This is a genomic window from Yersinia enterocolitica (genome assembly GCA_002082245.2).
GTDB lineage: Bacteria > Pseudomonadota > Gammaproteobacteria > Enterobacterales > Enterobacteriaceae > Yersinia > Yersinia enterocolitica_E.
The window spans coordinates 4,054,734-4,078,953 of the sequence record NBTC02000002.1 but is presented as its reverse complement, the minus strand read 5'-3'; the positions used below and the strand labels follow the sequence as shown (position 1 = coordinate 4,078,953).

The window sequence follows — 24,220 nt, the reverse complement described above, 5'->3', positions numbered from 1 at the left end:
CGTGCTAACATATCTCACCCAAATAATAATGATAATCAAATCGATAACAATAATCATTTGTTAAAGAAGAGTTACAATGCCTGCTGATTATTCTCCAGATCAATATTCAATAAAACCGCTGACACTGGTGTCGACGTCAGAGGTACCAACAGCGCGCCGACGCGGGCTGTTGCTGCTGTTCAGCATTGTTGTGTTGCTATTGGTCATGGCTGCCAGCCTGATGCTCGGTGCCAAAGCCATCCCTTTCTCCGTGGTCTGGCAGAGTTTGCTCGGCACAGAGCACAGCGCCGATAGCATTTTGATCGTTGAATCACGTCTGCCGCGAACCTTGATTGGTGTACTCGCCGGTGCAGCGCTGGGGCTATCGGGTGCAGTCATGCAAGCCCTAACCCGTAACCCACTGGCTGACCCCGGTATTCTTGGCGTCAATGCCGGAGCCAGTTTTGCCGTCGCCGTCGGGATCATTTTTTTCGGCGTTAATGCCATCCAGGGCTATATTATTTCCGCTTTTATCGGTGCGATGTTAACCACACTGGTGGTGTATTGGGTCGGTGCTCAGGGCGGCGGGCGCGTTAATCCCCTGCGCCTAACACTTTCCGGTGTCGCGATTGGCGCTGTGTTAATGGGGATTTCCTCTGGCATATCACTGACACATCCACTGGTCTTTGATCGGGTGCGCTTCTGGCAGGCAGGGTCATTGGATATCCGCAGTATGTCAGTGGTATTGGCCGTCACTCCGGCAATCCTGCTCGGCGGTGTGATCTCCCTGTTGCTGGCTCGGCCACTCAATGCGATGCATATGGGAGAGGATCTGGCGGCCGCGATTGGGGCCAGAATTATCCAAACCCAATTTTGGGCGGTCATCGCCGTCACCTTGTTGTGCGGTGCCGCTACCGCAGCCGTTGGCCCTATCGCCTTTGTTGGCCTGATGGTCCCCCATATCGCCCGTTGGATTGTTGGGCCGAATCAATGTTGGATTCTCCCATTCACATTAGTGATGACACCTATCCTGTTGCTGGTATCTGACATTATTGGCCGCTTCTTGGTGCCGGGCGAGTTACGGGTTTCCGTCGTAACGGCATTTATTGGCGCGCCTTTGCTAATCTGGCTAGTTCGACGTAACAAAAGGATGACCGCGCTATGAAGTCTGTCACCTCGCCGTGGCTATTTGGTCGCCCCGATGGCGCGATAAATTTACGCATCCGACCACGCAGTTTAGTTGTTTGCAGCCTGCTGCTACTGGCCTGTTTGTTGGGCGCACTGCTGGCATTAATGGCGGGGACTCTGGCATTAATGCCTCAACAGGTACTTAATGCCTTGTTCGGGCAAACCCGCGGTGCAGTGGATATTATCGTCAATCAATGGCGCTTACCCCGCGCAGTGATGGCGCTTATTTTTGGTGCCGCACTGGGTATCAGTGGCGCAATATTTCAGTCATTAGTACGTAACCCACTTGGCAGCCCTGACATCATCGGCTTTAATATGGGTGCCTATACCGGTGCGTTAGTGGCAATTACGCTGTTCAATGGTAACTATTTCGAGATTGCCAGCAGCGCCTTGGTTGGCGGCTTACTGGCAGCTATTGCGGTGTATCTGCTGGCATATCGACAAGGGATTCAAGGTTTTCGGCTAATTATTGTCGGCATTGCCATTGGCGCGATGCTCACTGCATTCAATACCTGGCTGACAATCACGGCATCACTGGAGTCAGCGATGACTGCCGCGGCTTGGGGGGCGGGGTCATTGAATGGTCTGAGCTGGGCTAAGGGCCTGCCATCACTGATGTTTATCTTTGCCGCGACGATAGCCGCAATGCTGCTTAGCCGCCGCATGCCACTGCTGGAAATGGGCGATGATGCCGCTGGTGCCTTAGGGGTTCCCGTTGAGAAAACTCGCCTGAGCCTGATGGCGATTGGCGTCATTCTAATGGCCGCCGCCACCGCCGCCGCCGGGCCTATCTCCTTTATTGCATTAGCCGCCCCACAAATAGCACGGCGTCTGGCGGGCACATCTTCAGTGACGTTAACCACATCGGCACTGATGGGCGCCTTATTACTGGTTGCCGCCGATCTCTGCGCCCAACACCTATTTCCACCTAATCAATTGCCGGTCGGCGTGGTTACCACCAGCATCGGCGGCCTGTATCTTATTTGGCTTTTAATCCGGGAGTCCGGGCGATCATGAGTATTGTTACCCCTGCAGCCACCCTACACCACAGCGTTTTTTCCTCCCGCTTACAAGCCGACGCCCTAACACTGGGCTACGACGGTAAGATAATCAGCCAGAACCTGAGCATCTCCATTCCTGATGGTGAATTTACGGTGATTGTCGGCCCCAATGCCTGTGGTAAATCAACGCTGCTACGCGCACTGAGCCGTTTGCTGAAACCGCAAGCAGGTCAGGTAATTTTAGACGGCAAGAATATCGCCAGCATTGATACCCGGCAGGTGGCACGTCATTTGGGTTTGTTGCCACAAAGTTCGCAAGTACCCGACGGTATCAGCGTGTTAGATTTGGTGGCGCGTGGCCGTTATCCCCATCAGAAGTTATTACAGCAATGGACACAGGCCGATAAACTGGCGGTCAATAATGCTATGCAAGCCACCGGTGTCAGTGAACTGGCTGACCGATCAGTGGACGCATTATCTGGCGGGCAACGCCAGCGAGTATGGATAGCTATGGTATTGGCACAGCAGACGCCGCTGCTGCTGCTGGATGAACCCACCACCTATTTAGATATCGCCCATCAGATTGATTTATTGGAGTTATTCAGTAACCTTAATCAGCAACATAACCATACCTTGGTTGCTGTTCTGCATGATCTTAATCATGCCTGTCGTTACGCTACCCATATTATCGCCATGCGCGACGGGCAGGTAGTTACACAAGGTCACCCGCGCGAGGTGATCACAGCAGATTTGGTCGAGCAGGTATTTGGTATGCCGTGTTTGATCATTGATGATCCGGTTTCACATACACCATTGGTGATACCGAAGGGGCGATTTAAAATTTAATCCACAAGCGAGCAGAGAGCGAGTCTGCCCTCTGCTCGCCGAAGGCGGTTAAAACTCAGTCGATCAGGTTAACAGACAGCGTAATCCATCAATCAAGCCCCCCCGCCAGCATAGAGCATCATGCCCACCCGCATAGACTCGATACTGCAACCGATGCCCTGCCTGACGAAGCGCTGCACTCATGGCTTGATTGACCTGATAAATCACATCTTCACGGCGACCTGCTTCCATAAAGATATTCAATGGCTGACTCGCCCCCAATCCCTGATACACCTGCTCGGTCAGCCAGCCCTGACGTTCAGCAGTCCCCGCCGTCAGTGCCTTGAAATTATCAACATCAGGCCACCAGAACGAACCGGACTGACTCAACACACAACCAAAACGCTGTGGCCAATGTAATCCAGCGTACAACGATGCCAACCCGCCAAAACTCTGCCCGGCCACTACAGTACGAGACGCTTGTTCCGTAAAAGCCTGTTGCAATGCAATCTGCGGCAGTAATTCTGTTTGCAATGCCTGCCAGAAATCCTGATTACAAGGCAGCTCTTGCGAACGATGAGTCTGGTCAATGATGTCGATCAACACATAGACGCTAGCAGGTAAATGCCCTGCGGCGGTTTCACTATCCAATATGCCAAACACCGGCTGCCTGAGTGCCCAATATTGGCCATCCAGCAAGATAGCCAATGGGCGTTCGGCTTTATCTTCAGCACCGGTTGTCGTTGAGTAAATCCACACATTGCGACTATTGCCCAATAACTGGCTGTGCCAACTAATCAGTTGTAAACGTTGCGGTTCGGCGGGCAGAATTTTACCCGCATCGATTGGCTGCCAGGCCGTTTGCGGCAAAGCATCGGCTAAATGAACCGCAGAAAGTGGCATTCCGCGATAACTGCAATGCGCGGCGATCGGGTTTAACGGATCGTTCTCAGCGAGATCCATCAATGAGATCCACCAATCGCGCTGTGCCTGACGCTGTTCTTGCGGATTACCGGCCGGCAAATTCAAACATTTCTCTGCTGAGACGGGAATAAAGCTGTAACTGCCACGAAAATCAGACTCTACCTCTGCCTGCCAATACCAAACATCCGTCTGGCCCAGCCGAGTGAGCGATTCAGGATTAACACTGTGATGATCTGTCACGCCGTTAACATCGATATACACGCAGCTATATACCGAATCACGCGCCTTTCCTTGTCGGTCGCGCCACAGGAAAGTCAGCTTTACTTTGCCAGCTGCTGCCGGTTCAGTCAGGGGCGTTCCCCATTGTGCGATGCGCTGCCACCATGATTCACTGCCCGCCGAAGGATCCTGTAATAACTGCTGACTCTCTGGATATTCGCTCGCCACTCTCACACGCTGCCCTCTTTATGTCATCACACCGGTCACGGTCTATTTATGATTACGTCTTTATTCATTGATAGCGCAGCGACTGTGCGCCATCACAAATGGATATAAGACTTAATATATATAAGGTTATTACCTAAATACAAATAATATTGAGAAGTATTATTATTTGCAATAACATAGTAAGCATTCTCTCCAGTGTGCCAGCCTATCATCGTAATTTAGATATGGCCGATGTGCTATGCGACGGTTATTGGATTGGAATATAACGTTTTTTTGTAACAACCAAGCTAAATAGAGGCAAATAAAGCCCGGTTGGCATCAAGAACCTGACGTATGAGGTTCAAATACTTTCCATTATTGTACTTCCAGGTAGGGATAAATCATGTTTGATATTTCTGGCAAGAAGATACCAACAACATTGCCATTTCGCGCAGGCTGCACAGCAAAGACCTTATTATTCACCACCACCTTGATACTGATACCGTCACTCAACGCATTAGCGGCCACTGCGGCTAAAGAAGATAAATTAGTGGTTGTCGCCAAACCGGGCAGCGGCCAACAAGATGATGGTTTCGTCGCTAAAAACAGCGCCACCGCGACTAAAACTGACACACCACTGATCCGCACCCCACAATCAGTTTCAGTTATTACCCGCCAGCAAATGCAAGATCAAGGAGCGGCTTCTGTGGCACAGGCCCTGCGCTATACCGCCGGTGTCGTGCCGGAATACCGTGGCGGCTCGAATATGAATGACGAAGTGATCATTCGTGGTTTTGGCTATGCCCCGCGTTTTCTCGATGGCTTAAGCTACAACTCATTAGGTGGTGCACGCCGTGGAGGCCAGATAGACCCCTGGCTGCTGGAACGAATTGAAGTAATCCGCGGCCCAGCATCAGTGCTTTACGGCCAGGTGAACCCCGGCGGCCTGATCAATATGGTCAGTAAACGCCCAACAGCGGAAAGTATTCATAAAGTGCAGGTGGGTGCAGGCAATAATAGCCTGGCTGAAGCAGCATTCGACTTCGGTGGCGTGTTGGATGATGAAGGTAAAGTACTCTATCGTTTGAACGGGCTTGGCAGAACACAAGATGATGCCGTAAATACCTTTAAACAGGAGCGTTTTGCTATCGCCCCGGCATTAACCTTTATCCCGAACGAAGACACCACCTTTACCTTACTGACCAGTTATCAGAAAGAACCCAAAGCCGGTTCACGTAACTTCTTGCCAGCCACTGGAACCGTGTTTGGTACTGCATACGGCCATATACCTTACGATTTTAACGTTAGCGACCCGTCATTTGATCAGTCTGAACGCGAGCAGACCTCTGTCGGTTATGCCCTTGAGCATTATATCAATGACACCTTTAAATTCCGCCAGAACCTGCGCTACAGCTATAACAAGCAAGATTACAAGTATCTGGTCTTTATGAATTTGCTGCCAGATAACCGCACCATGACTCGCCGCCCGCAAATCGAGCGCCAGACCATGGCTGAGTTTGCCGTTGATAACCAACTGCAAGCTGATTTCTGGACCGGGCAGTTAAACCATACGGTGCTGACTGGGCTGGATTACAAACGTAGCCGTATTGATAGTCAGTTCTTTATGGGCACCGTGCAGACAAAATACAATCTGGATTGGGTATCACCTGTCTATGGTCTGAATATTAAAGAGAGTGACTTGTCACTCAATAGCAGTGATCTGACCAAACTCGATCAGGTGGGGGTCTATTTACAAGATCAAATTGAACTGGATAAGTGGAATTTCCTCTTATCCGGGCGCTATGACTGGTCACAGTTAAAAACGCTAAGCCGCAAAACCGCCACTCAGGATCAACAAGACGACCATGCCTTTACCGGCCGTGCTGGTGTGTTGTATGCCTTTGATTCAGGTATCTCGCCGTATATCAGTTACAGTACTTCATTTGAACCTAGCACCGCCAAAGGCGCGCCGGGGACTGGGGCATTGGACCCGGTTACCGCGCGTCAAGTTGAGCTTGGCCTCAAATACCAGATACCGGGCAGCAGCACCTTGTTGACGACCGCATTGTACGATTTACGCCAGAAAAATATCAGCCAATACGACCAGGCACTGGCCTACAACGTCCCAATTGGTGAAGTGCAATCTCAGGGGATCGAAACGCAGTTAAACAGTGAGATTAACGACAATATCAACCTGATTGCTGCCTATACCTACACCAAAGGGAAAGTGCGTGAAACCAAAACACTGGCTGAATTAGGCAAAATGCCAGCCCGCACACCAAGCCATTCCGCCTCACTGTGGGGAATGTATACCTTTGATAAAGGAGTAGTCGATGGCTTATCCACCGGTGTTGGTGTCCGCTATATCGGCACCAGTTGGGGTGATGCCAAGAACAGCTTTAAAGTCCCGGCGGTGACATTGTATGACTGGATGATGCGTTATGAACTGGGACAAGCTCTGCCAGCGATGAAAGGCATCAGTTTGCAGGTTAACGTCAACAATGTGTTCAACAAAGAATATGTTGCCAGTTGTGCACAGATGGCAGCTTGCTTCTATGGCAGTGGCCGTGTTGCCACCGCTACTGTCAGTTATGCCTGGTAAGGCTTAGGCTTATTCAGCCCACGCCGATTGATGCATAGCGGTGTGGGCTAATAACTCAGCGGGCGTTGGATAATAACTTAAAGAAAAGTAAATATTTCTTCTAATCAACCCCCATTGCGACTTCAGATATCGAAATAAATAGAATAAATTCAGCATACTAACGTTTTGGTAACCTTTCATTTCACTCAGTGCAACCCGATAAAACCATTCTAAAAACAGGGAGATGGTCCTATACTCGCTGGCAGCATTATTTAATATCACCACACATTCAGGTTAAACATGCCAGCATTTAGGGGAGTACCACAGCTTATGCACCGGATGCGCGCCAGTAAAATGCGCATGTGCGGTATGCTGCTGGTTGCCTGCTGGCTAATTCTCAACGCACAGTTGGCCATCGCCAGCCATCAGTGTGATATTGCCCCTTCTGCCTCGCCGGTATTTACCCAGCATCAAGGGCATATACAGCCTGACCCTTTAGCAACAGAAAACCAAATGCACGACATGCCATCAATGATGGATATGTCTCATGGTCAGGCGCAAGACTCCTTATGTGAAAAACACTGCATCCCTGACTCTGTCCAGTCTGACAGCGGCATGTTGGTGCTGGCAGCCTTACCCACCAATACGGAGCTAGTATTGGCTGATAGGCAACAAACACCACGCGTCCAGCGCGTTGACTGGCATACCCCCCCCATTGTCGGCCCCCCCACTGAAATCGCTTTCTGCCGCTTTAGAGAATAGATCCAGACATAAATAACCGTTTTCTTCAGGCCACTTAATCGTGGTGTGTTGTGCTTATTCTATGTTTTGGAGTTATTGCTATGCGTATCTTATTTAGCGCTGTATCTGCTGTATTACTGTTTTCTTCTCCGCTGTTCGCCGCCAGCCCGGCCATGAGTGAAAATAGCCCGATGTCTCATGATAGTCATACAATAATGGCGGATTCTGCGCCAGCAGAGAGCTATCACTCCCAGGGCCAGATAAAAACCTGGCATGCCACCCGCGTATCTATTGCTCATAGCGCCATTCCGGCATTGAACTGGCCACCGATGACCATGACATTTGACCTGCCGGAGAGCCTGGCCGCACAGCCATTACCCGCAGGTACATCCGTGACATTCAGTTTCCGCCAGACCGAACAAGGTTATCAGCTAACTGCCATTTCAGCACAGCGGCCATAAGGCGGGATAATGATGACCCCTTTACTGAATCACCCACAGCAGGTGCGCCCCACGGCTGCGCTGCCATTCGGATTTACCGCACTGTTAATGGCGGCACTTTTCACTCTGCCAGCGGTGAGCTACGCGGCAGATATCACACTGGAACAGGCGCTGAGCTCCGCTGAACGCTACTCGGCTGAGCTGTCAGCTAATCAGCATCAGGTCAATGCACTGGAAAATATGGCCAGTTCAGCCACGCAACTGCCCGATCCAAAATTGAAGTTTGGTATTGAAAACCTCCCCGTCGGCGGCAGTAATGCCCGCCGCTTCACCCGCGAGGGCATGACCATGCAGCGGGTCGGTATCATGCAGGACTATATCAGTAGTGATAAGCGACAAAGAAAGGCTGATACCCTGAGTGCTGAAGCGCGCAAAACGGCAGCAGGCAGTGAAACTATCCGCACCAGGCTGCAAAAAGAGACGGCTCAGGCGTGGCTTGATCTCGCCCTGACCGAACAGGCGGTGGGCGCAGCGCAAGTGCTGGTAAAAGAAAGCGAAAAACAGGTCGCATTGCAACGGGCCGGTGTTGCCAGTGGTGGTGCATTACCCAGCAGTGTATTGGATGCGCGCCTGACGTTATCTGCCATGCAGGATAGATTGACCACCGCACAACGTGATGTTGCCTTGGCACAAACCCAATTGACGCAGTTAACCGGTGTAGAGGTCAAGCATATCAGCGGCCCGTTGCCTCCTTTCGCCCGCCTACCGGCGGATATCACCGTGTTGCGTGATGCCATCCAACAGCACCCTGAAGTATTGCTTGCCAGCCGTGAAGCTGACGTTGCCAAAGCCCGCTCCGCACAATCAGCCATTGCCGCCACACCGGACGTTGGGATCGAAGTCTATTACGCTAAACGAGCTGACGAGTATGACGATATGGCGGGCGTCATGATCACTGTTGATTTGCCACTATTCCGCTCACAACGTCAGGATAAAGACTATGCCGCCGATGTGTCGCGCTCAATGGAAGCCAACGACCAGCTTACATTACTCACCCGCGACCACCGGGCGCAACTCGATACTCTGCTGGCGCAATATCAGGCCACACAGCAATTATGGCAGCGTCAGACTGATGAAGTTATACCACTGCAAAAACAACGGGTTAAATTGGTTATGGCGCAGTATCAGGCCAATAAAAGCGATTTAAGCAGTGTGCTGGAAGCACGGCGCTCCCTGCTCGATAGCCAGCTCAATACCAGTAATGCCGCCAGAGAGTTAGCCCGTACCTGGGCTGCCATCCGTTATCTGACCCCGCAGGAGAGCATGCGATGAAAAAGCTATCTAGTTTGACGCTGGTGGCCGTCGCCGTGATCAGTGGCGTTGCCGGTTATCTGTTGGCTAAACCCACCTCAGAGCACTCCACCACGGCAGCCATAGTGGTTGAAAAAACACCAGCAGAAAATAGCCGTAAGGTGCTGTATTGGTATGATCCTATGTCCCCCAGCCAGCGTTTCGACCAACCTGGCAAATCGCCATTTATGGATATGGAGTTGGTGCCGCGCTATGCCGATGAAGCCGTAGCGCAGGGCGGCGTTAGCATCAGCCCCCGCCAACAGCAGAATTTAGGCGTGCGCACTGCCGCGGTGGAAATGCGATCACTCAACTATCGTCTTGCCGGTTACGGCACAGTGGCAACCGATGAGCGCAGCGTGCAGGTTATCGCGGCGCGGGCTAACGGCATTATTGAACAATTGTATGTACGCGCCAATCAACAACCGGTCAGTAAAAATCAGCCATTGGCGCAATTATGGGTTCCCGATTGGAGTGCCGCGCAACAAGAGTATCTGGCAATCCGCACCTTGGGTGATAGCCAATTAACGGCCGCCGCTCGCCAACGGCTACAACTGCAATTTATGCCAGAAGAGGTGATTCGCAGTGTCGAAAAAAGCGGCCAGCCGCAAACGCGGGTCACATTACGATCTCCGTCTGAGGGTTATGTGAGTAAGTTGGATATTCGGGCCGGTTCACAAGTGACTGCGACACAATCACTGTTTGAGTTAGCCAGCCTTGATCCGGTATGGATAGTGGTGGACTATCCGCAATCACAAGCCAGTTTAGTCACTATCGGCAGTACGATTGCCGCCACGACCGCCAGTTGGCCGGGTGAAACCTTCCACGGCACCGTCAGCGAGCTATTACCTAATATGGATCTCGCTACCCGCACCTTAAAAGCGCGCATCGTCCTGGAAAACCCGCAACAAAAGCTGAAACCGGGCATGTACCTGAATGTACAATCCGCGCCAGCAGATAATCTAAAACCGGTATTGGCTATTCCACAAGAAGCCTTGCTGATGTCAGGCAATAGTAACCGGGTGCTGCTGGCTGAAGCTAATGGATACTTTAAGCCGGTGGATGTCAGTACCGGGCAAACTCAGGACGGCTGGACAGAGATAAAATCCGGGCTAAACGCCGGTCAGTTGGTGGTGACCTCAGGCCAATTCCTGATTGATTCAGAAGCCAGTCTGCAAAGCGCTCTGCCACAAATGGAGGATACCCCCGCCTTAACTGAGAATACCACGCCAACAGCGAATAACACTGCCGTAGCACCTGTTGATATCTACTCGGTGCAAGGAACAGTCACCGCTATCAACGGCTCAACAATCACCTTATCCCATGGCCCGATCGCGGCGTTGAAATGGGGGGCGATGACGATGGACTTCCAACTACCGGCAGAGCCGTTATCACCGGAAATCGTTGCTGGTAGTCAGGTTAATTTCACTTTCACTCTCAATGAACAAGGGGCACAAATCCGCCAAATCCAGCCGGTAACAAGCAATAGCAGCACCGATACCCACAGGAGCCACCTATGATTGCCGCCATTATCCGCTGGTCACTGCGCAATCGGCTGTTGGTACTGCTTGGCGCGGTGATGATGGCCGCGTGGGGAATTTGGTCACTGCAACAAACCCCGCTGGATGCGCTGCCAGACTTGTCAGACACCCAAGTGATCATCCGTGTCAGTTATCCTGGTAAAGCACCACAAGTGGTCGAGGATCAGGTGACTTATCCACTGACAACCACCATGTTATCAGTACCTGGTGCTAAAACCGTACGCGGTTTCTCGATGTTCGGCGACGCCTATGTCTATGTGCTGTTTGATGATGGCACTGATCCTTATTGGGCACGTTCACGGGTGCTGGAGTATCTCAGTCAGGTGCAGGCTACCTTGCCGGCTGAAGCCAAAGCCTCGTTGGGACCGGATGCCACGGGGGTGGGTTGGATCTATGAATATGCCTTAATCGACAGAACTGGCAAACACAGTCTGGCCGATCTGCGTGCCTTGCAGGATTGGACACTAAAATTTGAGTTGAAAACAGTACCCAATGTCTCTGAAGTGGCCAGTGTCGGGGGCATGGTGCGCCAATATCAAGTCGTTCTCGACCCGGAACGGATGCGGGCGCTGAATCTATCCCATCAACAAATTGCCAGCGCCATTACTGATAGTAATCAGGAAGGCGGTGGCTCGGTGCTGGAAATGGGGGCGGCAGAATATATGGTGCGCGCCAGCGGTTACCTGAAAACGCTGGATGATTTCAGGAATATCGTGATCACTGCTCGTGCAGGTATTCCCATTTTACTGTCCGATGTCGCTACCGTGCGGATGGGGCCAGAAATGCGCCGTGGCGTGGCGGAGCTTAATGGTGAAGGGGAAGTTGCCGGTGGCATCATTGTGATGCGCTATGGCAAAAATGCACTGGAAACCATTAACGGCGTGAAGGAGAAGCTGCAACAGATTCAGCGCAGCTTACCGGCTGGGGTAGAAATCGTACCGGTATATGATCGCTCACACCTGATTACTCAGGCCATCGACAGCTTATCATTCAAATTGCTGGAAGAGTTTTTAGTGGTGGCGGTGATCTGTTCACTGTTTTTGTTCCACTTCCGCTCAGCATTGGTGGCTATCATCACCCTGCCCCTGGGGATTCTTGGCGCGTTTATCGTCATGCACTATCAGGGGGTCAATGCCAATATTATGTCGCTGGGTGGGATAGCCATCGCCATCGGGGCTATGGTGGATGCCGCGATCGTGATGATCGAAAATATGCACAAAGTGTTGGAGCAATGGCGGCGAGATAACCCGGGGAAAACACCGGTCAGTCAGGATTACTGGCGCATTTCAGAGCAGGCGGCCATTGAAGTCGGTCCGGCGCTGTTTTGCAGTTTACTGATCATCACCTTATCGTTTATTCCGGTATTTACATTACAGGCGCAAGAGGGGCGGATGTTCTCTCCGCTGGCTTTTACCAAAACCTATGCCATGGCTGTTTCGGCGGGGTTAGCCATTACGTTAGTACCGGTATTAATGGGCTATTTTATTCGCGGCAAAATCCCTGATGAGAATGCCAACCCCATTAACCGTGGGCTAATCGCCCTTTATCATCCGGTGTTAACCGCCGTACTGGCGCGACCAAAAACTACATTGGCTATCGCGGGTATATTACTGCTGGCAACCCTGTATCCATTAAGCCGTCTGGGGAGCGAGTTTATGCCCGCGTTGGATGAAGGTGATTTACTGTATATGCCTTCTACACTGCCGGGGATTTCGGTACGCGAAGCCAGCCATTTACTGCAACAAACCGATCGTTTGATAAAAACCATACCGGAAGTAGCGACAGTATTTGGTAAAGCCGGGAGAGCAGAGACGGCAACAGATCCGGCCCCTCTGACCATGATCGAAACCACCATTCGTTTTAAACCCAAGGATCAATGGCGGCCTGGCATGACCATGGACAAATTGATCGAAGAACTGGACGCCACCGTCAAGGTGCCCGGTATCGCCAATCTGTGGGTGCCTCCGATCCGCAATCGGCTGGATATGCTCTCTACCGGCATCAAAAGCCCGGTTGGGATCAAAGTGAATGGCAAAAATGTGCACCAAATTGAGCAGGTGGCACAGCAAATCGAACAAGTGGTGCGCAAAGTACCAGGTGTGACTTCGGCCCTTTCGGAACGACTGGCAGGTGGCCGCTATGTGGATATCAACATTGACCGTCAACGGGCCGCTCGCTATGGCGTTTCAGTAAAAGAACTGCAATCACTGGTGGCAACCGTGATTGGCGGGCAAAACATCGGTGAAACCATTGAAGGGCGTGAACGTTATCCAATCAACCTGCGCTACCCACGGGAAATACGTGATTCACTGCAAAAATTGCGTGATTTGCCGGTAGTGACTGCCGGTGGCGGGCAAGTCGCACTGGCGGAACTGGCCGATATCAAGGTGACAGAAGGCCCACCGATGCTGAAAAGTGAAAATGCGCGCTTATCTGACTGGGTCTATGTTGATCTGCGCGGGCGAGATTTGAAATCAGCCGTTACTGAAATGCAGCAAGCGGTGGCACAACAAGTGGAACTGCCGGAAGGCGTCTCCCTTAGCTGGTCTGGGCAGTTTGAATACCTGGAACGGGCAACAGCAAAACTGAAAATTGTGTTACCGGTTACCCTGATGATCATTTTTGTCTTGTTGTATGTCACGTTCAGCAGTGTCCGCGATGCCGCATTAATCATGGCGACGCTTCCCTTCGCACTGATTGGCGGGGTGTGGCTGCTGTATGGCTTGGGGTATAACTTTTCCGTTGCCGCCGCGGTGGGCTTTATCGCCCTGGCCGGTGTGGCCGCTGAATTTGGTGTAATAATGGTGCTGTATCTCAATCAGGCGGTGAAAAAACATCAGCAACCCGGCATTGCTATGACGGCCAGCCAGATGAGTGCAGCTATTCATGAAGGCGCGGTGCTGCGGGTGCGACCAAAAGCCATGACTGTCGCCACTATTATGGCCGGCTTGCTTCCCATTATGTGGGGCGGCGGGGCAGGGTCAGAGGTCATGCAACGTATTGCCGCACCGATGATTGGCGGGATGGTGAGTGCACCACTGCTTTCGATGCTGGTTATTCCTGCGGTGTATATGTTGCTGCATAAAAAAGATAGTCAACAGCAATAAAACTCTCATCGCCCTTACTCTTGCCAGATAAGATTGAGGGCATTCTCACACTTTCTTATAACCTCTCAAATCAGCGAGTGCGACGGAAGGTTAAGTTAATTCGATAAGCGCCGGTCGTAGCGGAAAAACCGGCTTTCAATGGCAGTACACCGTGATAGTTCAAACGGGAAGGCCCACCCCAGACCACAACATCCCCTTCCGTTAATAAGACTCTCTGGCATTTAGCCTCACGCGTCAGCCCACCAAATTGAAATACTGCAGCTAGCCCCAGCGATACCGAAACTATTGGCTGACGCAGATCCAGCTCATCTTTATCCTGATGTAATGATAATTTAGCCCCTGCCTCGTAGCGATTTATCAGGCAGGCATCTGGCTCAAATTGAGAGAAACCCGCTTGTTGCGCGGCATCAACAGCTAATGTCATAAAACTTGCAGGAATGGCAGGCCAGCTTTTCTCAGTCAAAGGATCAACCGGGCTATAGCGATAACCTTGCATATCACTCACCCAACCAACCTGACCACAATTACTCATGGCAACCGACATCCGGTAACCACCGGGGGTGATGAGATGGCGAAAAGGCGCGGCAGTGGTGATAGCAATAACATCAGCAAATAATAATGCGGCCTGCTGCCGTGCATAATGATGTAAAACAACCGCACCGGGCGCTAACGTTTCAATCCAGGGATCATGAGGCAACTGATCAAATAAATCCATGGTCATAAAGGTACCTACTGTAGTTATCACTGTTTAGCGATTAAGACTTTAACAGTTTACTCTTCACCCCACACACTATCACTTGCGATCAATTCATATCGGTTAGCCCAGTTGTTATCGCCCTGCCAGAGAAATTTATCCTGCCAAATTATCGTCTATTAACTTTCGCCACCAATAAAAACAAATATTATATTTAATAGAGTAAAATTATAAAAATGAAAGACTAAAAGCAAAAACAGAAGAATAATAGCAAACTAAATTTATTTAACTCTTTAAATAAAAGGAAAAGAGAAATTCAGGTAAGAATATGTAATGAAACATAATAAACAACACCACAACAAAATTAATTAACTTCTTGTTAAGAATAATTATCAAATGCAAAAATACACACAAATAGCCTTTAAAGAAGATTGAGAATTAGAATAGAGACAAAGCATGGCACTCTTAATAATCTTAAATTACTGAAAGAACACATAACGTCTTATATAGGATAGGTAACCATCAGTATGGAGACAAATGAGATTATGTTTAAATTAGAAGGAACGGTGCTATTTTCCCCTACGCAACGTTGCTTAAATGGTCCTGACGGTTCGGTGGTAATATTAACTGAAAATAACCTTAGATTTTTACAACTGCTACTTAGTGGTGTAACAGAAAAAGAGCAGATTATTAATCAGGTATGGAAAGAACAGCGCGGAGCTGTAAGTGAAAGTAGCTACTATGGGCAGATCTATATGTTGCGAAAAGCATTTCTTCAGGTCGGGCTGAAAGAATCACTTATACATACCATCCCACGTAAAGGTGTCCGCTATACCGGTTCTGTTAGTCAGATTGTCATCAATGATGAAGCTGAACAACAAATGCACGCAGACCCCCTTATCACTGCTGCATCTAATAAGGAGCAGCTTGCGCCAGTAACCCAACCATTCAAGCCAGGGGCTAGCGTAATATCACCTATCGCGACACAACAAAGTTTTTTACACAGTTACCGTTGGAAGAAACTTATTTCTCTGTTGGCCTTTTTCTCTTTCTGCTGGCTCTCATTTCTCTCAACGCTAATTATTATTATCTTATTTAGTGGGGATAAACCGCACTTCTGATAGTGATAATAAGATGAGGGTGATTTAAAAAGATTAAATGATGGTAATAAAAAGGCCAGCAAGCGAAAAAAAACGTTAAATAGGTGTCACTACCAGCAAGGCTGATTATATCAAGTCGGATAGTAGCTAAATAAAGAGCAGTGACTCTTTACATTTAAAACTTAAAAATGGGGAATACTCCCCTACCATTTAACAGGAAAACGAACATGATGGATTTAATCAATAAAGGTTGTGTTGCTACTCTACTTAAAACCCGAGGATTTCTGAAAGATACCCGTGGTTCTATTATTGAGTACGTTATGGTGATTGCATTAGCGGGCGTATTTATTACGTTAGCAAGGCCAACCCTAATCGAGTTAGTAAATGGGGCCGTTGCTAGTGCTAGAACAGCAGTATCAGCGCCAGGGGGCTAATAGGGGTAACAGCGTCGCACCGTCATTCTAATATTTATCAGGATTTTCACATGGCAACTTATCGTTGCCATGTTTTTGTTTTAGGAAAAATGATGGATATAATAAAATCATCCTTAATACTACTGCTAGCATTACAGCTACTGTTCGTTTGTTATAGCGATATATGTAATCGAATTATCAGTAATAAATTTATCATTTCTATTATATTCAGTTCCATAGCATTGGGGTATACAACAAACAGCACGGTTAACATCACCATTCCACTTTTTTCCTTACTAATGGGCTATATAATATTTCATTTTAAACTTATCGGTGGTGGCGATGTAAAACTCATTACTGCATTGCTGCTGGCACTCACCGCAGAACAATCACTAGATTTCATTATCTATACCGCCATTATGGGCGGTGTGGTAATGATAATAGGTTTATTGATTAACAAACACGATATTCAACAACGAGGGGTTCCCTATGCTGCTGCAATTACCTCGGGTTTTACATTGTCGCTATTCACCTAAAATATCAAGCCACATTAACTTAATAATGACACAAGGTTATTTTAATGAATCGTAAGTTTCTTTTATTATTTTCAATTTTGATTGTCGCCATCGGGGCTGCCGGCATTATGATCAATACCAAGCCTGATGTGCATACACCCTATAATTTCGTCGATTTAAATAAAGAAAAAGAAGTTGAGATTGTCCTGGCACAGTCAACACATGATCTCTCTTCAGGTACCCTACTCACTCAAAACGATTATGCACTAAAAGCCATCATGGTACCTGAATCAAGTGAATTAATAAAAAGCAACATATCAGGAAAAACAGATATCAACAGTCATTTATTGAAAGTAAACCTTGTAGCGGGTTCTTATATTACACCCGTAGTTTTGGCTTCACCCGATAGTAATGAATTCAATTACCTTAATTTAAAGAAAGGTGAAATTATTTATAAATTCACTATTAGTCAGAAAAATGGGTATTTGTTAGATACATTGCAAGTAGGTGATTCCCTCTCATTTCAATTAAGAGTGCTTGAGACAGATAAAAATAAAGGCATGAGTAGTGGCACAGTCATTAACACGAAAGAATTGAGTGATAAAAAAAGTCAAACCTTTTCGTTGAATGAAATCATACCCGCCATGAGAATAATAAGAATAAAAAAGAATTCGACAGACGCATTACCAGAAAAAAACAACAAAAATCAAAAGACCGGAGAAGTCGTAACTGGTTATATATCCGTCATAATTAAAAGAGAGGAACTTGACATCATTCATATCGCAGAAAAGTCGGGAGATATCGTTCTGGCGCCGAGTATAGTTACTGGCAATAATCAATCAACAAATATATATGACATCATACCTAAACTACGCATAACAAGAGAGCTAAGAGGATGAGAACACCCAGGCCAGAATATATCAGTTGGAATAAACTGTTTTTACTCTTCGCCATTGCAACCTGCCAAATAGTTGTCAATCATGCATATGCCAAGCCTGTTTATTTATCATCAGGCGAGTCATATATAATAAAAACAGATGAGGCGATTGATACTGTTTTTGTCTCTGCCGCTGCTATTGCTGATTATGAACTGGTTGGTAAAAATAGCATTATTGTTTATGCAAAAAAAGAAGGAATAGCAGAGTTTATCTTATTTAATAAAGATAATAATCCAATGATAAAAACTGCCGTCATGGTAAATGACATCATTACTTCAGCATATCAGAGAATAAAAATTGAATATCCTGATAGCAACATAGAAATCAATAAAATTGGTAATGGCTATCTGCTGACGGGTAAGGCAGAGTCAGAAGAGGCGAAAGACACTATTGCAGCTATTGTCGGTGAAGCAATAAACAAGAAAAGAGAGAAAAATCGCGAAGACCAACATTTTAATAACCCTGATTACTTAGGGGTAATTAATAAGATTAAACTCCCTGAATCTAACCAAGTAAATGTGAAATTAACCATTGCTGAGGTGACTAAAGACTTTAGTGAGAATATAGGGGTAGATTGGAGCAGTATCAACGAAGCATCCGTTGGCTCCTTTCAATTTTTAAAGTTCAATGCCACCGGAATTAGTACATTAGTTCATGCCATTAATGATGACTCAATTGCACGTATTCTGGCCGAACCCAATCTATCGGTACTGTCCGGTGAAAGTGCCTCATTTTTAGTTGGTGGCGAAATACCACTTTTTAATACCACCCAAAGCAGCACCGTAATTAAATACAAAACTTATGGTATCAAGCTAAACATTGCGGCCAAGGTAAATGAGAAAAATCGTATCCGCATTAGTATGGAAGAAGAAGTCAGTAGTGTAGATAAAGTCTTTAGCGTCGAAGGGGGTAATGCTTATCCTTCATTACGCACACGTAAGGCAGCGACCACATTAGAACTTGGTGATGGCGAAAGCTTTATTCTAGGTGGATTGATCAGTAAATCAGAGCGGGAATCCCTTAAAAAGATCCCCTTCATAGGTGATATTCCTATTTTAGGGGCATTCTTTCGCAATGCACAAACGCAAAAAAATCAAACTGAACTGGTGGTCGTCGCCACCGTCAGCCTGGTGAAGCCGGTTGCCGGTTGCCGGAAAGGATGTGGAATTACCTGATTTTATGCACACATCAACATTGGAACGCTTATTTAATTTCACTCATATAATGGAAATAAAAAGGAAAAAAGTGGCTAAGGAATTCCTACGAAAAGGAGGTTTCATAAAATGAAACTATGGATAGTTAGCAGTGTTATTTTTTTCTCTAGCGTTGTGCATGCCTCATTTATTATCGAGCCAAATGAGAATGACCAAGCCTGTTCATTAGCTAAAAGAGACTTGTTAGCAACAGATAAAAACCAGTCATTATCTACACCTGTTTTGCAAAGAGATAACGAGCGACGATGCAAATATCAACGCAATGATTATCGGATGTCCCGGGATAGCGAAGTAGGATGCGCAGTAAATAAAAATAGAATTCTTTCAAAATAACGCAATCAAAGTAATTTCCTTTAATGGTGACATATGCAATTAATTCTTAACAAAGATGCAATAAACAAAAAAAATAATAAGATAAAAAACACCATTGCTATTATTTCCAGCAGGGAATGGCTGCGCGAAGAAACCGCAGAGAAAGTCAGGCTTGCCGATATTAAGGATATTAAATCATTTGATGAGAGTATTTTTCTCGTGCCAAAAATAAATTTATCCGATAAAACCATTGGTGCTATTATTGACATCGGGAGTAATGATAATATTGAAAAAACATTGGATTTAATAAAAATTCTTATCCCGCGTGACTGTTGGTGTGTTTTAGTTGGCGATATTGATTCAATTGGTATCGCCCAACAATTCATTCAGCGTGGCATATTATACTTAAATATAAAGTCGCAGTTGTCTGAATTGACGCAACATTTACTCAAAGGCATCCCTATCGAGTCTGAAAGGAAAGCCTTTTTTATCAGTATATTGGGCTGTAAGGGAGGCATCGGAACCACCCTGATCAGTTATCACTTAGCAACCGCGATCACACAGATAAAGCAATCACCAACTCTATTATTACAGGGCAATAATGGATCTCAGGATCTTGATCTTGTTACAGAAAAAAAGATGGTTACAGAAATAACCGAATATCAAAATAATTTATCTCTTATGTTTGGTAAAGGGCAAGATATAGCTGAAATTGATGGACACAGAGATATAAAGCACAATTTTATTGTATTTGATCAACCGATTCATAACGTACCGAAAGAAAAACTCACTGATTATATAGAACACGCTAATTGCATTATCGTATTGCTTGATAATAGTATGATGTCAGTCCGTGTCGCTAAAACGTTTATTGTTATTTATGAAAAATTTAAACGAGACAACAGGCAAGCAACCCGACTATTAGTCTGTTTAAATGAAAGCAGACCAATAACAAGAGATATGCTGGATACTTCAGATATCCCGTCATTACTTGGGCGTAAGATAGATATACGAATCCCTTTAATACATAAAACAACGGAATCATTAAGTGATAAAAATTACTTTGGCCGAAAGAAAACCATAATAACCGAATTGGCTAAATACACATTAGGCATAACCATTGATTTATCAAACAAGAGAAAATCATGGTTAAGAAAGCTTCTAAAAGGTAAAAATTAAAAATTAAAAATGAACATATCATTAATCATCCAAGAAGAAATACGAGAAAAAATGCTGGCTAACATTGATATCGATAAAGTAGAACATCTGGTTGATGATTATGACAAACTTTTTGGTTTACTTTCAATAACCTACGATGATTTATTTAATGACAATGAATATAGATTAAATACTCAGCAGCAAAAAGATATTATTGCAACGATCGCCGATGAGATTACCGGTTTTGGCCCGTTAAGAGAACTGATGGAAGATGAGTCTATTAGCGATATTATGGTCAATGGCCCTGAAAAGATATTTGTTGAACGTTATGGGTTGCTAACCTTAACCAACCGCCGTTTTATTAATAACAGTCAACTGACTGATATTGCCAAACGCCTGATGCAAAGAGTTAATCGCCGTATTGATGAAGGTAGACCGTTAGCAGATGCACGCCTAATTGATGGTAGCCGAATCAATGTGGCAATCGGTCCAATCACATTGGATGGCACAGCACTTTCAATTCGAAAATTCAGTACCAACAAACGAAAACTAGAAGATCTGGTTAATATGGGTGCTATGAGCAGTGATATGGCTAATTTCTTGATAATTGCAGCCAGTTGCCGGGTCAATATTATTATCTCTGGTGGCACAGGCTCAGGAAAAACAACACTGCTCAACGCATTATCAAAATATATTTCTGAAAACGAAAGAGTTATCACCTTAGAAGATGCTGCCGAGTTAAATCTTGAACAACCCCATGTGGTACGGATGGAGACACGACTCGCCGGGCTAGAGAATACTGGGCAAATCACGATGCGGGACTTAGTAATAAACTCACTGCGTATGCGCCCCGACAGGATCATTATCGGGGAGTGCCGTGGTGAGGAAACATTTGAAATGCTTCAGGCAATGAATACCGGCCATAATGGCTCTATGTCCACCTTACATGCTAATTCTCCCCGCGATGCTATTGCCCGACTCGAAAGCATGATCATGATGGGTCCAGTTAATATGCCCATATTTACTATTCGCCGAAATATTGCCTCCGCCATCAATCTTATTGTGCAAGTTTCACGCATGAATGATGGTTCACGAAAGGTACGCCATATTAGTGAAATTATGGGAATGGAGGGGGACAATGTCGTATTACAAAACATATTCTCATTTGAACCGTCCAAAGAGCGTGACGAACAGGGAAAAATCCAAGGAGAATTTATTAATCATGGTTTATTCAGCCGATCTGCTGTGAGGGTGAATGCTGATATATACAGCTTATCAAATGAACTAAGTAGTATTTTTTCCACGGTGAAATAATGATTTACAACATAATACTTTTATCTGGGATTCTATTACTTTTACTCATTAACTTAAAATGGATAAAAATAAAGAAGACCATAATTAAAAACCCAAAAAAAACCACTACCAATGATTTTTTCCTTACGTCATTACTAAAAAAAACAGCCAATGAATGGGTGAACTATTTATTAAGCATTGATATAAACAAAAATAAAATGCATATAGCCATACCTATCGGTTATGCAATATGCATTTACATTATAAATAAAACATGGGTTGGGATAAATACTCTGGTGGTATTGACATTTATTTTGTTCAGTATCATATTTTTTCAAATACACTTTTCGCGTAAAAATAATCACACGCTATTTAAAAGAGATTTCCCAGAGGTTTTGTTGATGATTAATATGGCTGCCAGTAGCGGTGCCAGCATTAACCAAGTATTAGAACGTTGTGGGAAAGAGGTAGGTGGGCCATTAGGGAATGAATTAAGCCTTATTTGCCGCCGATTGAATGTAGGTGAGTCTCCTGAAACTGTTTTTTATGATGCCTATCAACGCTTTCGTTACCCCGAGTTTTACTTTCTTATCACCATCATTTTGCTTAACTTGCAACAAGGTGGGCAATTAAGAGAACTGACCAGTCGTTTGTCCCAAGTGATCACAAAAAGCAAAACATCCGAACAGAAGAAAGCCGTTATGACGGCACAAACACGGATGTCAGTAAATATTCTCTCTATCATACCTTTTGTATTCTCTCTTTTTCTTTACTTTATGGATCCAACGATTATTGAGTCAATGTGGAACCATCCTACTGGTAGGATTATTTTTTATTATATTATCTCCAGCGAGATAATTGGGATAGCACTGATAAGGTCAATGCTTAGGAAAGCACTATGAATATAATTTTTATTGCCATGGTACTATTTGGTTTTATCTCATTACTCATTAGCAAGAAAAAATACAATAAGAAAGAAATATATAATAAAATTAACAATGACCATATTTTATCCTCTAAACGTGAAATAAAAAAGTCAAAAAATAAAAAAGAAATAGCGCTATCTTCTTTTATAAAATTACCTTATATACTTCATAAGGTGACTTATTTAAAGATATTGATTATTTCGCTATTTCTGATAGTGATGATTATATTGGTAAAAACTAGTTTCATAGCGACTAGTAGCATGAGTTTCCTTATGATTTGTTTGCTTATGCTGATAACAACTATATATCTACCAAAAGTTATTACCATAAATATGGTGAATAAAAAAATAAAAAAATGTTAAATTCGCTACCCTTTTTTATCGATATTACCGCTGCCTGTGTCCAATCAGGAATGACTATAGATAGCGCACTAAGCTATACGGCTAAAAGATTCAAATTAATAAATATCGATTTAAGTTTAATCGTAGAAAAAATAACTAAGCGCGCAGAAATTAATGGGCTAGAGAGTGCGATTAAAGAATTTCAACAACTATCAACCGAAACAGAAATAAAAATGTTTTGCAGTGCATTACAATATAGCATCAGTTTCGGCTCAACCGTTTATGAACAACTAATAAAACTCTCTCAAGATATGAGAGAAATGCAATTGTTAATTACAGAAGAAAAAAACAGTAAGCTATCAACAAAACTGACTTTCCCTATGTTTCTTTTTATTCTTATTCCTTTTGTTGTGTTAGTTATATCACCTAGCGTTTTGGAGTTACTCAAATATGTACAAACAATGTAAAAAAACTATTACCGTTTCACTTTTAATTTTTATGATAAGTGGTTGCTCCACGAATAGTGGCATAAGTAATAAAGAGTTTCTATATCGTGAGAGTATCTTGCTAAAGGCAAATAATCATGCCGGATTGGTCACTTTATACCGAACCAGATTAAAACAAAAAGAAGATGATGCGATAAGATTAAAACTGGCTAACGCCTACTATCTTACCGGCGACACCAAGTCATCTTTATATTATTTACAACCGATGATTAACAAACCGAGTGAGCCTGTATATATTTTGCAAGCCAAAAACTTGATTAACAATAATGACTCGACAAATGCTATAACAGTTATAAATAAATTATTAACTATTTCTCCTAATAATGCAGAAGCTCACAACTTACACGGCATTGTATTGGCTAATAGTGGTGAAGTGCATAAAGCAGAAGTGGCTATTGAAAAGTCGCGAGCCTTATTTATTTCTGATGGGACGGCAATGAATAATCTTGCTGTAGTAGCAATGCTTGATAACCGTTATAGCGATGCAGTGAGAATATTATTACCTGATTATTTGTCGGGTAAAAAAAACTCGTTAAGGTTACATAACCTGGTCTTTTCACTGATTCAACTCGGTGATACAACCTATGCAAAAAAAATCATTATTGCTGAAAAAATGGCTAAAGACCCGGATGAGTTAATACTCGCCCTAAGTCAAGTTCAGAGCCTTCAGCAAGAGAGATTAAGTGATAAAGGTGCGTAAATGAGTA

Annotated in this window: 20 protein-coding genes and 2 pseudogenes; 20 read left to right on the top strand and 2 right to left on the bottom strand. The window is 45.4% G+C overall.

The window, feature by feature from the left end; translation table 11 throughout:
• The first annotated feature begins 76 nt into the window (after positions 1-76).
• The 3 genes from A6J66_020145 to fecE all read left to right on the top strand — a co-directional run bounded on the left by A6J66_020145 (position 77) and on the right by fecE (position 3,014).
• Positions 77-1,144 carry a Fe(3+)-siderophore ABC transporter permease gene (locus A6J66_020145; protein PNM26268.1) on the top strand — a complete coding sequence of 356 codons (1,068 nt, stop codon included), beginning with the start codon at positions 77-79 and terminating at the stop codon, positions 1,142-1,144.
• On the top strand, positions 1,141-2,184 hold the full coding sequence (locus tag A6J66_020140; GenBank protein ID PNM26267.1) for an iron ABC transporter permease: 1,044 nt from the start codon (positions 1,141-1,143) through the stop codon (positions 2,182-2,184). Before A6J66_020145 ends, A6J66_020140 begins: the two co-directional genes overlap by 4 nt.
• Positions 2,185-2,255: 71 nt before the next feature.
• Positions 2,256-3,014 (top strand): Fe(3+)-dicitrate ABC transporter ATP-binding protein, encoded by a 759-nt coding sequence (gene fecE, locus A6J66_020135; protein PNM27093.1) that lies wholly within the window; start codon positions 2,256-2,258, stop codon positions 3,012-3,014.
• 63 nt (positions 3,015-3,077) lie between these two features.
• Here the strand turns inward: fecE and A6J66_020130 are convergent, their stop codons facing one another.
• Positions 3,078-4,370, bottom strand: a complete 1,293-nt coding sequence (locus tag A6J66_020130; GenBank protein PNM26266.1) for an enterochelin esterase — start codon at positions 4,368-4,370, stop codon at positions 3,078-3,080.
• A 376-nt stretch (positions 4,371-4,746) separates the two neighbouring features.
• Between A6J66_020130 and A6J66_020125 the strand changes: the two genes are divergently transcribed.
• The 6 genes from A6J66_020125 (at position 4,747) to A6J66_020100 (ending at position 14,103) form a co-directional block, all read left to right on the top strand.
• A complete protein-coding gene (locus A6J66_020125; GenBank protein PNM26265.1) occupies positions 4,747-6,945 on the top strand; it encodes a TonB-dependent siderophore receptor in 2,199 nt (732 codons plus the stop codon).
• Between the two features lie 309 nt (positions 6,946-7,254).
• Complete coding sequence (locus A6J66_020120; GenBank protein ID PNM26264.1) at positions 7,255-7,686, top strand: hypothetical protein; 432 nt, start codon at positions 7,255-7,257, stop codon at positions 7,684-7,686.
• Positions 7,687-7,766: 80 nt separating this feature from the next.
• Positions 7,767-8,126 (top strand): hypothetical protein, encoded by a 360-nt coding sequence (locus A6J66_020115; GenBank protein PNM26263.1) that lies wholly within the window; start codon positions 7,767-7,769, stop codon positions 8,124-8,126.
• Positions 8,127-8,138: 12 nt separating this feature from the next.
• Positions 8,139-9,437, top strand: coding sequence for a TolC family protein (locus A6J66_020110; protein ID PNM27092.1), 1,299 nt, complete (start codon positions 8,139-8,141; stop codon positions 9,435-9,437).
• Positions 9,434-10,975, top strand: a complete 1,542-nt coding sequence (locus tag A6J66_020105) for an efflux RND transporter periplasmic adaptor subunit (protein PNM26262.1) — start codon at positions 9,434-9,436, stop codon at positions 10,973-10,975. Before A6J66_020110 ends, A6J66_020105 begins: the two co-directional genes overlap by 4 nt.
• Complete coding sequence (locus A6J66_020100) at positions 10,972-14,103, top strand: AcrB/AcrD/AcrF family protein (protein ID PNM26261.1); 3,132 nt, start codon at positions 10,972-10,974, stop codon at positions 14,101-14,103. The genes A6J66_020105 and A6J66_020100 overlap by 4 nt, the downstream gene beginning before the upstream one ends.
• Positions 14,104-14,173: 70 nt before the next feature.
• Here the strand turns inward: A6J66_020100 and A6J66_020095 are convergent, their stop codons facing one another.
• Entirely contained in the window at positions 14,174-14,824 is a 651-nt protein-coding gene (locus tag A6J66_020095; GenBank protein ID PNM26260.1) for a DNA oxidative demethylase AlkB, read from the bottom strand.
• Positions 14,825-15,324: 500 nt separating this feature from the next.
• On the opposite strand from A6J66_020095, the gene A6J66_020090 reads away from it, so the two are divergent.
• From A6J66_020090 to A6J66_020040, 11 genes and pseudogenes are all read left to right on the top strand, one after another.
• On the top strand, positions 15,325-15,918 hold the full coding sequence (locus tag A6J66_020090; GenBank protein ID PNM26259.1) for a hypothetical protein: 594 nt from the start codon (positions 15,325-15,327) through the stop codon (positions 15,916-15,918).
• 206 nt (positions 15,919-16,124) lie between these two features.
• The gene (locus A6J66_020085; protein PNM26258.1) at positions 16,125-16,331 is read left to right on the top strand and encodes a pilus assembly protein; all 207 of its coding nucleotides are present in this window, start codon (positions 16,125-16,127) and stop codon (positions 16,329-16,331) included.
• A gap of 92 nt (positions 16,332-16,423) precedes the next feature.
• Positions 16,424-16,846, top strand: a complete 423-nt coding sequence (locus tag A6J66_020080) for a tight adherance operon protein (protein ID PNM27091.1) — start codon at positions 16,424-16,426, stop codon at positions 16,844-16,846.
• Positions 16,847-16,890: 44 nt separating this feature from the next.
• Positions 16,891-17,724 carry a tight adherance operon protein gene (locus A6J66_020075; protein ID PNM26257.1) on the top strand — a complete coding sequence of 278 codons (834 nt, stop codon included), beginning with the start codon at positions 16,891-16,893 and terminating at the stop codon, positions 17,722-17,724.
• Positions 17,721-19,050, top strand: a pseudogene (locus A6J66_020070) (secretin). The gene A6J66_020075 and the pseudogene A6J66_020070 overlap by 4 nt, the downstream one beginning before the upstream one ends.
• Positions 19,047-19,310, top strand: a complete 264-nt coding sequence (locus tag A6J66_020065) for a hypothetical protein (protein ID PNM26256.1) — start codon at positions 19,047-19,049, stop codon at positions 19,308-19,310. Before A6J66_020070 ends, A6J66_020065 begins: the two are co-directional and overlap by 4 nt.
• A gap of 33 nt (positions 19,311-19,343) precedes the next feature.
• On the top strand, positions 19,344-20,468 hold the full coding sequence (locus A6J66_020060; GenBank protein PNM26255.1) for a pilus assembly protein CpaE: 1,125 nt from the start codon (positions 19,344-19,346) through the stop codon (positions 20,466-20,468).
• Positions 20,469-20,477: 9 nt separating this feature from the next.
• Positions 20,478-21,761: a CpaF family protein gene (locus A6J66_020055; GenBank protein PNM26254.1), complete on the top strand. Its 1,284-nt coding sequence runs from the start codon at positions 20,478-20,480 to the stop codon at positions 21,759-21,761.
• Positions 21,761-22,642 carry a tight adherance operon protein gene (locus tag A6J66_020050; protein ID PNM26253.1) on the top strand — a complete coding sequence of 294 codons (882 nt, stop codon included), beginning with the start codon at positions 21,761-21,763 and terminating at the stop codon, positions 22,640-22,642. Before A6J66_020055 ends, A6J66_020050 begins: the two co-directional genes overlap by 1 nt.
• Positions 22,639-23,474 (top strand): annotated as a pseudogene (locus A6J66_020045) (tight adherance operon protein). Before A6J66_020050 ends, A6J66_020045 begins: the two are co-directional and overlap by 4 nt.
• A gap of 31 nt (positions 23,475-23,505) precedes the next feature.
• Positions 23,506-24,213: a tight adherance operon protein gene (locus A6J66_020040; GenBank protein ID PNM27090.1), complete on the top strand. Its 708-nt coding sequence runs from the start codon at positions 23,506-23,508 to the stop codon at positions 24,211-24,213.
• The last annotated feature ends 7 nt before the right edge of the window (positions 24,214-24,220 follow it).